At 62.7% G+C, this 12,071-nt stretch carries 12 protein-coding genes; 7 read left to right on the top strand and 5 right to left on the bottom strand.

Going from position 1 to position 12,071, the window contains the following annotated elements:
• A partial coding sequence (locus E4Q23_RS23270) for a hypothetical protein (protein ID WP_211203728.1) occupies nt 1-231 on the top strand: 231 nt, incomplete at its 5' end.
• Between the two features lie 119 nt (nt 232-350).
• Here the strand turns inward: E4Q23_RS23270 and E4Q23_RS11350 are convergent.
• The 4 genes from E4Q23_RS11350 to E4Q23_RS11335 form a co-directional block, all read right to left on the bottom strand.
• Complete coding sequence (locus tag E4Q23_RS11350) at nt 351-749, bottom strand: hypothetical protein (protein ID WP_169066734.1); 399 nt, start codon at nt 747-749, stop codon at nt 351-353.
• Nucleotides 750-1,090: 341 nt separating this feature from the next.
• Nucleotides 1,091-2,236, bottom strand: coding sequence for a glycerate kinase (locus E4Q23_RS11345; protein ID WP_169066733.1), 1,146 nt, complete (start codon nt 2,234-2,236; stop codon nt 1,091-1,093).
• Between the two features lie 253 nt (nt 2,237-2,489).
• Nucleotides 2,490-2,822, bottom strand: coding sequence for a thioredoxin family protein (locus E4Q23_RS11340; protein WP_169066732.1), 333 nt, complete (start codon nt 2,820-2,822; stop codon nt 2,490-2,492).
• Nucleotides 2,823-2,827: 5 nt separating this feature from the next.
• Nucleotides 2,828-3,403, bottom strand: coding sequence for a TetR/AcrR family transcriptional regulator (locus tag E4Q23_RS11335; RefSeq protein WP_169066731.1), 576 nt, complete (start codon nt 3,401-3,403; stop codon nt 2,828-2,830).
• A 384-nt stretch (nt 3,404-3,787) separates the two neighbouring features.
• Here E4Q23_RS11335 and E4Q23_RS11330 point away from each other — a divergent pair, with 384 nt between their 5' ends.
• From E4Q23_RS11330 to E4Q23_RS11305, 6 genes are all read left to right on the top strand, one after another.
• The gene (locus E4Q23_RS11330) at nt 3,788-4,537 is read left to right on the top strand and encodes an electron transfer flavoprotein subunit beta/FixA family protein (protein ID WP_169066730.1); all 750 of its coding nucleotides are present in this window, start codon (nt 3,788-3,790) and stop codon (nt 4,535-4,537) included.
• A gap of 2 nt (nt 4,538-4,539) precedes the next feature.
• Nucleotides 4,540-5,472, top strand: a complete 933-nt coding sequence (locus E4Q23_RS11325; RefSeq protein WP_169066729.1) for an electron transfer flavoprotein subunit alpha/FixB family protein — start codon at nt 4,540-4,542, stop codon at nt 5,470-5,472.
• 22 nt (nt 5,473-5,494) lie between these two features.
• Nucleotides 5,495-6,343: an energy-coupling factor ABC transporter permease gene (locus E4Q23_RS11320; RefSeq protein WP_336511670.1), complete on the top strand. Its 849-nt coding sequence runs from the start codon at nt 5,495-5,497 to the stop codon at nt 6,341-6,343.
• An 11-nt stretch (nt 6,344-6,354) separates the two neighbouring features.
• Nucleotides 6,355-8,157: an acyl-CoA dehydrogenase C-terminal domain-containing protein gene (locus E4Q23_RS11315; RefSeq protein WP_169066728.1), complete on the top strand. Its 1,803-nt coding sequence runs from the start codon at nt 6,355-6,357 to the stop codon at nt 8,155-8,157.
• A 226-nt stretch (nt 8,158-8,383) separates the two neighbouring features.
• Nucleotides 8,384-8,791: a thioesterase family protein gene (locus tag E4Q23_RS11310; protein ID WP_169066727.1), complete on the top strand. Its 408-nt coding sequence runs from the start codon at nt 8,384-8,386 to the stop codon at nt 8,789-8,791.
• A 193-nt stretch (nt 8,792-8,984) separates the two neighbouring features.
• Nucleotides 8,985-10,979: an acetoacetate--CoA ligase gene (locus tag E4Q23_RS11305; protein ID WP_169066726.1), complete on the top strand. Its 1,995-nt coding sequence runs from the start codon at nt 8,985-8,987 to the stop codon at nt 10,977-10,979.
• A 261-nt stretch (nt 10,980-11,240) separates the two neighbouring features.
• Here E4Q23_RS11305 and E4Q23_RS11300 read toward each other — a convergent pair whose 3' ends face one another.
• The gene (locus E4Q23_RS11300; RefSeq protein WP_169066725.1) at nt 11,241-12,047 is read right to left on the bottom strand and encodes an EAL domain-containing protein; all 807 of its coding nucleotides are present in this window, start codon (nt 12,045-12,047) and stop codon (nt 11,241-11,243) included.
• Between the last annotated feature and the right edge of the window lie 24 nt (nt 12,048-12,071).

Below are 12,071 nucleotides of genomic sequence, written 5' to 3'. Positions count from 1 at the left end.
GATTGTCGTGCTGAAACTGTCGTGCCGAGGCGCGCCCTGGGTGCCGCCAGGGCGCTGCTTTGCAGCTGGAGCGCAAGTCGCTCGATCGCTACCAAGCACATGGTCACCGCGTGCGCCGCGCGCAACATCCTGACACTTCCGTGGGAGCCGACATCGCCGCCGCGCCTGATGGCCGCCCGTGCGCCCCCGCTCGGGGAGATGCGCGAGGGCTCCAAGGAAACGCTGATTTAATCGATTCGCGAAACTGCTGCTTCAATGCAGTCAATTCCTTGCGTTTCTGGCTCGACGGGAAAAACGCGTTAATCAGCCCTTACTTGGGTCGTAAGCCTTGATCCTGCCGTCAGCAAAATTTACCCGATAAGCTTGCTGCCGTGATCTGCATAAAGCGTCGCAGAGGAAGATTGCGAATCAGTCGAACGCTCCCCTTCTTCGGGAAAGCCGTAAGCAAATGCAAAATACTTCGTATTGAGGAAAGGCGCGATTCGTGATCGATTTGCCTCGGATTGGCGACTCAGGTCAAGAAGACACAGCCCATCTGTACCCAAGGCATAACGCATCGACCGAGTAATGTTTTTAGCATCCTCACCATTAAACCATCGTCCAGCCGGGAGGAAAGCATTTTCTCGGTAATCGTCATAACAGAGTCGTTGGCCGGTACTGACAACGGGATGGGGCAGCCTTTCCTGTGCTATGACTACCGTCGGCCAGACGACCACTGTTCCGAGCAAAGCCAGCCAATATTTAGTCACTTGATTCTCCTCACGTCACTCAACATGGAGCCAGTTTGCAAGGCAATTGAGGAGGGAGATTGTGGAAATATTGGAGGTTTTTTTAGGTGGTCGAAGTGGAATACAAACGCTGGGTTTATGTCTATGCGAGCTCATCAGAAGGTCAACCTGGGCAGCAAGTCGGAAGCTACCGTCATCCTGAAGTTTGCCGAGAGCAGTGCAGTATTCTGTCGGCTACGACCTGAGCTCCGAAAGTTTCAGCATTGCAGGAAAGGGCAGTGGCATCACCGTGAGGTTGGAGAAACCAGAACTCCTTTCGTCGCCGGCGCTTGAGGAAATGCGACACGGAGTGCGGCACGACACTAGCGCACTGGGCGGGAGGCGCTGAAGAAACAGCGCACCACTTGTTCCGTCGCCGCTTGCAGGAGCGAAGCCCCCCCCTGCATGGCCTGTTTGAGGGTCATTGGGCCGTGACAAAGGCTAAACACGGCGTCGATGCCGATGTGGTGCAAATCGGTGAGGCGATCGCCGATGCCGCCGGCGATGGCCATGCACGGAATGCCCCGCTCCTTGGCCCGCTGGGCGACCCCGGCCGGGGCCTTACCGAAGGCGGTCTGGAAGTCGATCTGGCCCTCAGCCGTGATGACCAGATCGGCTCCGCTGAGATGGCCATCAAGCCCTACCAGGTCCAACACCAGGTCCACGCCACGGCGCAGTTCGGCGCCCAGAAAAGCATGCAGCCCGGCCCCCAGCCCGCCAGCGGCGCCGGCTCCCGGGAGGTCACGGACGTCCCGTCCCAGGTCAGAGGCGATGACATCGGCCAAATGGGCCAGACCTGCGTCGAGTTCCTCCACCTGTGCCGGCGAGGCGCCCTTCTGCGGGCCATAGACATGGGCCGCACCACGCGCTCCGAGCAGTGGGTTATCGACGTCGCAGATGGCTTCACAGCGCAGCCTGGCCAGGCGGGGATCCAGTCCGCCAGCATCGATGCGGTGGATTTGTCGCAGGGCACCGCCGACCGGCGGCACCGGCTTACCAGCGACGTCAAGAAAGCGCATGCCCAGGGCGGTCGCCATGCCAACGCCGCCGTCGTTGGTGGCACTGCCGCCGATACCCACGACGACGTGGCGAACTCCCATATCCAGTGCTGCACGAATTAGCTCGCCGGTTCCATAGGTCGTAGTCAGGCTTGGGTTGCGCTGCTGCGGGGTGAGCAGGGCCAGGCCGCTGGCCACCGCCATCTCCACCGCCACCAGCCCCAAGGCCGGGACATGGCACAGGGTCGCCTGAATCGGCTCGCGGAGGGGGCCGCGCACCGTGACCACCCGCGCCTGGCCATCCAGCGCATCGATCAGCACTTCCGTCAACCCGTCGCCCCCGTCCGCCACGGGGACTTTGATAACCTCTGCCGCGGGGAAAGCCGCGCGCACTCCGCGCTCCATGGCCACAGCGGCAGCCATGGCGGCGAGGCTGCCCTTGAAGGCATTTGGTGCCAGGACGATCTTCATGTGGGGTCGCACCTCACTGGTGAAAGCTAGGTCGCCAGCATCGCCGATGGACAGGAAATCAAGCGCCGGCGAGGGCCGCGTATGAGCGCCCACCAAGCGCAGTTGACTTCTCGCAGTTGGCCCGGCAAGCCCCTGATAGGCGGTCGCGGCCAAGCTGAAAGCGGTCGCCGTCTGCCGGCATCGATACGCTTGCGGCACGACTTCGAACGGCCACTTGTGGCGTGCTGCACACGCGCTTGCCGGCCGCGGGCACTTACACGGTGGCTGGAAACTGTGCGAGCGTGCGCTCGATTTCGCGCGCATCGCCAGGCCGGACGAGGCGCGCGACTTCCTTGCCACGGTGCATGAAGACCAGGGTCGGCCAGAGCTTTACGCGAAATGATCGTCCCAGGGAGCGGCCAGGGCCGTCGTCGATCTTGATGTGCGCGAGATGCGGATGATTGGCCAGGACCTGGGCGATCAATGGCTCGGCGGCACGGCAGTAGCCGCACCACGAGGCGCCGAACTCGACGATCGCGGGTACTTCGAGGGCATCGATCTCGATGCGCGAGGGTTCGCTCCCGGACGGGATTGGTGAAGCTTTCATGGGCTCTACTCCTTGACGATCAGTTCGGCAATCCAGCGCTTGAGCTCGCCAACCGCCGGATCGTAGCGCTCGCAGGCCATCAGGCTTTGCCCGAAGACATAGGCGTAGAGCAGCAGGCTGCGGCTCTTGGCTTCGTCGTCGGAGAGGCCGCGGCGGACGAAGAGTTGGCGTGTGCATTCCAGGCGCCAGGTGTCGACTTCCTCGACGATGGCCGCCGCCTGGGCGTCGCGTCGGGCCCATTCGCGCACCGCCAGTTCGATCGAGATTCCCTTGCGGTTGCGCGTTGCGCCATAGACATCGATCAGATGCAGTAGCTGTTCGCGCTCGTGGCCAGTACTGGCGCCCGTCTGCTTGTTGATATCGCGGATGCGGCCGTCGCGCCAGGTTGCGAGGACGCCGTCGACCAGATCCTGGCGGTCCTTGAAATGCCAGTAGAAGCTGCCTTTGGTGACGCCGAAGTTCTTGGCCAGGACTTCGATGCGCATCCCCTGCAGCCCTTGCTCGGCGAGAACATCAATGGCCGCTTCGATCCATTCGTCACGGTCGAGCCTTACGCGGGCGCTGGTCTTCTCGGTTTTCATCCTTGGCTGCTTCCTTAATTGGTCTCGCGCGTCGGGCAAACGGTAACAGTAGCGGTCGCTTGGCACACACCATCCATACGACATAGTATGGGCTATTGTCCGGTGCGCGTTCGACAATGTCAAACGCTGGTTGTCGGCTCCCTGCGTCGTGACCATGCTGACGAGCGGGGCTTTCCTGAATCGCGTAACTGAGGCAATATTGCTGGCTAGCGTCGCACTGTCCTCGCCGACGGTGTTGACAGCTGTTTTTCCATACGGTACCGTACGCCATCCATACGACAGAGTATGGCCTGTTTTCCGGTCAACGGTCAGCGCTGTTATCCGCGGGCTGTTGCCTTGGTCGCGATCAATGTCGATTACCTTGCAGTGATAAAGGAGAAAGTTTTGAAGATTCTCGTGCCAATCAAACGAGTGGTGGATTACAACGTCAAAGTGCGCGTCAAGGCGGACGCCAGCAACGTTGATCTGGCCAACGTCAAGATGTCGATGAACCCTTTCGACGAGATCGCTGTTGAAGAAGCGGTACGTCTCAAGGAAGCCGGGATCGCCAGCGAAGTGGTGGCCGTTTCGGCCGGCGTGGCCAACTGTCAGGAAACCCTGCGCACGGCGATGGCCATTGGCGCCGACCGCGGCATCCTGATCCAGAGCGATGTCGACCTGCAGCCGCTCGCGGTCGCCAAGCTGCTCAAGGCGGTGTGCGAGAAGGAGCAGCCGCAGATCGTCATCTGTGGCAAGCAGGCGATCGACGACGACGCCAACCAGACCGGACAGATGCTGGCTGGCCTGATGGGCTGGCCGCAGGCGACCTTTGCCTCCAAAATTGTCGTTGCCGGTCAGCAGGCGACGGTCACCCGCGAGATCGACGGCGGTTTGGAAAGCATCGAAATCGGACTGCCGGCGGTACTGACTACCGACCTGCGTCTCAACGAACCGCGCTACGCGACCCTGCCGAACATCATGAAAGCCAAGCGCAAGCCGCTCGAGACGACCAACCCGGAAGCCTTGGGTGTTGACGTGACGCCGCGCCTGAAAACCCTGAAGGTCGCCGAGCCGCCGAAGCGTAGCGCCGGCATCAAGGTGGCCGACGCCGCCGACCTGGTGATGAAACTCAAGACTGAAGCGAAGGTGATCTGATCATGGCCATACTCGTCATTGCTGAACACGACAATTCTTCGATCAAGGCGGCGACGCTCAATGCCGTGACTGCGGCGACCCGGATCGGCGCCGAGCTTCATCTGCTGGTTGCCGGCAGCGGCTGCGCGGCTGCCGCCGAAGCGGCGGCGAAAATCGCCGGCGTCGGCAAGGTCCTGCTCGCCGATGCCCCTCAATACGCTGACCAGTCGCCCGAAAACCTTGCCGCACTGGTCGTGGCCAATGCGGCTGCGTATGGCCACATCGTCAGCGCGGCAACAACGATCGGCAAGAACTTCATGCCCCGCGTCGCGGCGCTGCTCGACGTCGCGCAGATCTCGGAGATCGTCGCCGTCGAAGCGCCGGACACCTTTGTTCGCCCGATCTACGCGGGCAACGTCCTGGCCACCGTGCAGTCGAGCGATGCCGTCAAGGTGCTGACCGTGCGTACGACCGCTTTCGAAGCGGCGGGCGAGGGGGGCAGCGCCGCCGTCGAAAGCCTGGCTGCCGGTCCCGATCTCGCGCAGAGCAAGCTCATCAATCGCGAACTGACCAAGTCCGAGCGTCCCGAACTCTCGGCCGCCAAAGTCATCGTCTCCGGCGGTCGCGGCATGGCTAACGGCGACAATTTTCACAAACTGCTCGAGCCGCTGGCCGACAAGCTGGGCGCTGCGGTGGGTGCCTCGCGGGCGGCAGTCGATGCCGGCTACGCTCCCAACGACTACCAGGTGGGCCAGACCGGCAAGATCGTTGCGCCGCAGTTGTACATCGCCGTCGGCATCTCGGGTGCGATTCAGCATCTGGCGGGAATGAAGGACAGCAAGGTGATCGTCGCCATCAACAAGGATGCCGAGGCACCGATCTTCCAGGTTGCCGATTACGGCCTGGTCGGCGACCTCTTCGAGGTCCTGCCGGCATTGCTCGCCGAGCTCGGCTGAACACAGTCGGGCAACGGGCAGCGTGAACCTGCCGGACGGCCTCCTCGGGAGTGGGTGGCTACTGCTGTCCTGGATGGTCTTCGTCGGGGTCGCGCTGCTTGCCCTGCGGCGGGCGCCGTGGCCCGTGCTGGCCGACGGCGCACGCCTGAATGCCTTCCTGGCGACCATCGTTGCCCTGATCGTACTCTGGCACCTGCAGGCCGGGGTCAAACCCGGCCTTTCGCTGCACCTGCTCGGGGCAACGGTGTTTACCCTGTGCTTCGGCTGGGCGCTGGCTTTTATCGGCCTCTGTCTGGTGCTGCTCGGGGTCGGGCTGAATGGTTTTGCCGGCTGGCAAAGCTTTGCCATAAACGCCTTGCTGATGGCCGGCGTTGGCGTTGCCGTCAGTCATACGCTACATCGCCTGGTCGATCACTTGCTGCCGCGCCACATGTTCGTGTACATCTTCTGCAAGGGCTTCTTTGCCGCGGCGCTGGCAGTGATTGCGGTCGGCCTGGCGGCGTGCACGCTGTTGGTGCTGGCGGGGGCCTACGACGGTGATTACCTGGCTGCCGAATATCTACCCTATTTTCTGCTGCTCGGTTTTTCCGAGGCCTGGCTGTCGGGAATGATGGCGACCCTGTTTGCTGTTTATCGACCGGATCTTCTCGCCGACTTTGACGATGTGCAGTTCCTCGGAAAAAAAGTGACGAGCGCAGGCGAAGGCGACGGCTATTGCGAGATCGATTGCACCCGCAATAGCACCCGCAATAGCACCCGCAATAGCACCCGCAATTGCACCCAAAATAGCGCCGCGAATAGTACCGACAAGTACCTACAATCCATCCCCAACGGTCTTGCCGCTGATGACCGTTTCCCCTGGCGAATTTGAAGGAGAATGAAATGAGTGAATACTTTGCCCCAATCCGCGATATGCAGTTCGTGCTCAATGAACTCGCCGGGCTCGAACAGGTGGCGCAGCTTCCCGGTTGCGAAGAGGCCACGCCCGATCTCGTTGACGCGGTTCTCGAAGAGGCCGCCAAGTTTGCCGAGGAAGTGCTGTCGCCGCTCAACATTCCGGGTGACCTCGAAGGCGCCAAGTGGCACGACAAGGCGGTGACCATGCCCGCCGGCTTCAAGGAGGCCTACAAGCTGTTCGCCGACAGTGGCTGGACGGCGCTGGCGTGCGAGCCGGAGTGGGGCGGTCAGGGCCTGCCGAAGGTGCTTGCGGCGGCGGTTGCCGAGATGTGGAAGTCGGCCAATCACTCCTTTTCTCTGTGCCCCTTGCTGACCAACGGCGCCATCGAGGCGCTGGTGCTCACCGGTTCCGAGAAGCTCAAGAAGGACTATCTGGAAAAGATGGTCAGCGGCGTGTGGACCGGGACCATGAACCTCACCGAGCCGAATGCCGGCTCCGACCTGGCCGCCGTGCGCACCCGTGCCGAGCCGCAGGCCGACGGCAGCTACAAGATTTTCGGGCAGAAGATTTTCATCACCTATGGCGACCACGACATGGCCGCGAACATCGTCCATTTGGTACTGGCGCGGACACCGACGGCTCCCGAAGGCGTCAAGGGCATTTCACTGTTCGTCGTACCGAAGTTCATGGTCAATGACGACGGCAGCCTTGGCGAGCGCAACGACGCCTATTGCGTATCGATCGAGCACAAGCTGGGCATTCACGCCAGCCCAACGGCGATCATGGCTTTCGGCGACCATGGCGGCGCTGTCGGCTACCTCGTCGGCGAAGAGAATCGTGGTCTCGAGTACATGTTCATCATGATGAACGCCGCGCGCTTCGGCGTCGGCCTGGAAGGCGTTGCCGCTTGCGAGCGCTCGTATCAGCGGGCGCGCGACTACGCCCGCGACCGTATCCAGTGCACCGATATCGGCGAGCGTGGCGGGCCGAAAGTGGCGATCATCGCGCATCCCGACGTGCGCCGCATGTTGATGACCATGCGCGCCCACGCCGAGGCCACACGGGCGCTGGCTTATGTGGTTGCCGCCGCCCACGACGCCGCCATTCACCATCCCGACGCTGCCGAGCGCAAGCGCAAGCAGGCTTTCGTCGATCTGATGATCGGCGTGGTCAAGGGCTGGAGCACCGAGAGCGGGGTGAGCATGGCGTCGATGGGCATACAGGTGCATGGCGGCATGGGTTACATCGAAGAAACCGGTGCTGCGCAGCACCTGCGCGACGCGCAGATCTCGACGATCTACGAGGGCACCACGGCCATTCAGGCCAACGACGTGATCGGTCGCAAGATCGCCCGCGAAGGCGGCGCCACGCTGCAGGCACTGATCGCCAGCATGCGTGCCTTTGACGCCGAACTGGCTGAACTGGCCGGGCAGGCGGGCAGTCATTTCGTCGCCATTCGCAAGCGCTTGACGGCTGGCGTCGAGGCGCTGGCAGAAGCCGGCGACTGGGTGGTGGCCACTTATCGCGACGATGTTCGTGCGGCATCGGCCGGTTCGGTTCCCTTCCTGACCTTGCTCGGCATCGTCGCCGGCGGTTGGCAAATGGCGCGCGCGGCAGTGATCGCGCAGAGCAAAATCGACGCCGGCGACGCCGATCCCTTCTACGCGGCAAAAGTGGTCACCGCGCGTTTCTACGCCGACCACATCCTGTCGCGGGCAGCCGGGCTGGCGAGTAGCGTCACCGACGGTGCGGTCGGCGTGATGGCTTTGCCGGAAGACATGTTCTAGGCAGCTGTAATGTGAAAGTCGCGTAAGCGACTCACGAAACTCCCTTCTCTCCTCGCGGGAGAAGGGTCAGGGGGGGACGGTCATGGCTTTCATCCGAAATGTTATGACCGTCAGCGAGGAAGGCGGCCCGCCGGCGGTTTGGCCGTTTTCTTGCACCCGCGCCGGCGATCGCCAATCGTCGGCGTACCTTTTCAGCACTCGCCGTGCATCAAGTACAGGAAGCACCATGCCAACAAGCCAACGCAAGCTCGTCCAGACCAGCCTGATGTCCATCCGCTGGGGCGACATGGACGCCTACGGACACGTCAATAACACCGTCTATTTTCGCTACATGGAGCAGTGTCGCGTCGAGTACCTCGAAACACTGGGTTTCAAGGTGCTGCCGCGCGGCACGGCACCGGTGATCATCAACGCCGCGTGCACCTTCCTGGTGCCGCTCAACTACCCGGGCCTCGTCGAAGTACGTATGTTCTGCGCTCATCCCGGCCGCAGCAGCGTGCAGACGCATTACGAGATTCGCCTGCAAGACAAGGAGACCCTCTACGCCACCGGCGATTCCAAGATCGTCTGGATGGACGTGGCCAGCGGCAAGTCGGTGCCGATTCCCGAGGAGTGGCGAGCACAGTTGTCGTAAGGCGATTTCTGTCAAAGAACCTACCATCTTGCTTGTCTTTTCGCCCGTCTTCTGTGTTACGACAACAGTTACGTAGTTCGACTATGCGCCTGTTGTCGCGCCTTGAAGACGACCGAAAATCCGGCGCAATCTGGTAGGTTCTTTTCCGGCAATCGCCTAAACGCTTTTTCCATCGCAGCAAGGAGGAGGGGACATGGACCAGCAGGCTCTCTGGCGCCCAAGCGCCGAACGTATCGCCGGCGCCCGGCTCAGCGCTTTCATGGCTGCCGTCAATAGCCGCTGGAATGCCGCTTGCAGCGACTATCCCAGCCTCTGGCGCTGGTCGGTGGCCGAGCCGGAGGCGTTCTGGACGTCGGTCTGGGAAGAGTGCGGAGTGCGCGGCGAGCGCGGCGAGCGCATTCTCGAAGACGGCAAGCGCATGCCTGGCGCGCGCTGGTTCCCGCAAGCGCAGCTCAATTACGCGCAGAATCTGCTGTGCCGCGGCGGCGAAGAAGTAGACCAGGCCGACACCGACGCCCTGGTCTTCTGGGGCGAAGACCAGGTCAAACGACGTCTTTCCAGGGCCGAGCTGTACGCGCAAGTCTCACGCTGTGCGCAGGCCCTGCAGGCGACCGGCGTCGGTCGCGGCGATCGCGTCGCCGCCTACCTGCCGAACATGCCGGAAGCCCTGATCGCCATGCTGGCCACGGCTTCGCTCGGCGCCATCTGGTCGTCGGCGTCGCCCGACTTTGGTGTCCAGGGTGTGCTCGATCGTTTCGGGCAGATCGAAGCCAAGGTGCTGCTCTGCGTCGATGGCTACTGGTACAACGGCAAGCGCATCGACTGCACGGCCAAGAATCTGCAGATTGCCGCCCAGATGTCGACCGTCGAGCGCTGTGTCGTGGTTTCCTACCTCGACCCAAGCCCGGACGTTGCCGCGCTGCGCAAAGGCCAGCGCTACGCCGACTTCATTGCGCCGTTCACCGCCGGCCGGATCGATTTCGTGCCGCTGCCTTTCGAGCACCCGCTGTTCATCATGTTTTCCTCGGGAACCACCGGCGTTCCCAAATGCATCGTGCACTGCCATGGCGGCGCGCTGCTGCAGCATCTCAAGGAGCATCAGCTACACAGCGACGTGCAGCCCGGCGACCGCTTGTTCTACTTCACCACCTGCGGCTGGATGATGTGGAACTGGCTGGTGTCCGGGCTCGCTTCGCAGGCGACACTACTGCTCTACGACGGTTCGCCGTTCATCGCCGGCGCCTCGGGAAAAGCCGGAACGATCCTTTTCGATTACGCCGACGCCGAGCGCATGACGCACTTCGGCACCTCGGCCAAGTTCATCGACGCGCTCGCCAAGACCGGCCTCAAACCGCGCGAAACCCACCGTCTGCGGCCACTGCGGGCAATGTTCTCGACGGGCAGCCCGCTGGCGCCGGAAAGCTTCGACTACGTTTATCAAGACATCAAAGGCGAGCTGCTGCTGGCGTCGATTTCTGGCGGCACAGACATCCTCTCGTGCTTCGCGCTCGGCAGCCCGATTCTTCCCGTATACCGCGGCGAACTGCAGTGCCGCGGCCTGGGCATGGCGGTCGACGTCTTCGACGACGATGGCCAGCCGATTCCCGCCGCTCGTGGCGAGCGCGGCGAGCTGGTCTGCACTGCGCCGTTCCCGGCCATGCCGGTCGGTTTCTGGAACGACCCCGACGGCGCCAAGTATCACGCCGCTTACTTCGATCGCTTTGCGAACATCTGGTGCCACGGCGATTTTGTCGAACTCACTGCCCACGAAGGAATGATCATCTACGGCCGCTCGGATGCCGTCCTCAACCCCGGCGGTGTGCGCATCGGCACTGCCGAGATCTATCGCCAGGTCGAGCAATTGCCGGAAGTCGTCGAGTCGCTGGTCATCGGCCAGGAATGGCAGCACGATGTGCGCGTCGTGCTGTTCGTCAAGCTGCGCGAAGGAATGACGCTCGACGACGCGCTGATCGAGCGCATCAAGCAGCAGGTCCACCAGAACACCACGCCACGGCATGTGCCAGCAAAGGTGCTGCAGGTCGCCGATATTCCGCGCACCAAGAGCGGCAAGATCGTCGAGTTGGCGGTGCGCCACATCGTCCACGGCCGGGCGGTGAAGAACGTCGAGGCACTGGCCAACCCCGAGGCGCTGGCGTATTTCCGGGATCGGGACGAACTGCGCAGTTGAGCCAGGGCCCAAGCACTCGCATGGCATCGGGAACCCGAGAGGTAGGTGGCTGCACTGCAGGAAGCGCTGGCGATCCTGCGCGGCCTGCAGTCAGCCGGCCTCGATATCGAGGACCTCGACGCCATGCTTCAGTACTGCGAGCAGGCTCTCGGGGAGTGAGTCTGCGCGTGCTCAGGCACGCGAGCGCGAAAAAAGCACCAGGAACTGCAGCGACACGCGCTTCGCCCGGCCGGCGACACGCTGTGCCGACGTCCCGGAACCCTAGACCGGCTTGGCAGTGAAGCGGTTTGTCTCGGGGCAGGAGCTGGTTTTCCCCCATTTCTCGTACCAGGCGATGAACTCGGCGATGGCCAGCGGCGGCGAGAAGTGGTAGCCCTGTCCCCACTGCACGCCGGCGGCGCGCAGGGCCTGCAACTGGGTGTCGGTTTCGATGCCTTCAGCGACGACGGTAAGTTCGCTCGCCTGCAGGAGTCCGGCCAGGCTACGCAACCAGTCCGGATGTGGGCACTCCGGGGTGATCTCGGCAGTCAGCAGGCGGTCGAGCTTGATGACCTGGAAGTTGCAACGCGAAATGAGCGCCAGATTGGTGCCGCTCATCATCACGTCGTCGAGGGCGAGCTTGATGCCGCCATGAAACATGCTGTTGAGGGCCATCAAACCGAGCTGGTCGGGAATTCCGCGCTCGGTCACTTCGAGAATCAGCTGCGCGCGAAACTCGCCGAGACCGGACTTGACGGCGGCGTACTCCAGGCCGCCGCGACCGAGGATTTCGGGCGGCACGTTGAGGCTGAGATGGGCCTGCGGGTGCGCGCGCAGCCAGCCGCCGACTTCGACAGCCAGCGTGTCGATCAGCCAGTAGGTAATCAGCCCGGAGAGCGGGGTGTTATCCGCCAGCGGGATGAATTCGTCGGGAAGAACGACGGCGCCGTCAGGTCGCCGCCAGCGGATGAGCGCTTCTGCCCCCAGGCAGCTGTGATCGCCGAGGGAAACCATGGGCAGGTACTCGACGAAGAACTCGCCCTTGTTCAGGCCAGTGTGGATCGCGTTTAGCTCGGTCGAAGCGAGCATCATCTGCTGACGGGTACTGGTCGT

The organism is Candidatus Accumulibacter phosphatis (assembly GCF_012939955.1).
GTDB lineage: Bacteria > Pseudomonadota > Gammaproteobacteria > Burkholderiales > Rhodocyclaceae > Accumulibacter > Accumulibacter delftensis.
Note: the sequence above shows the minus strand (reverse complement) of the source record. Positions and strands in the feature narration are given on the sequence as shown.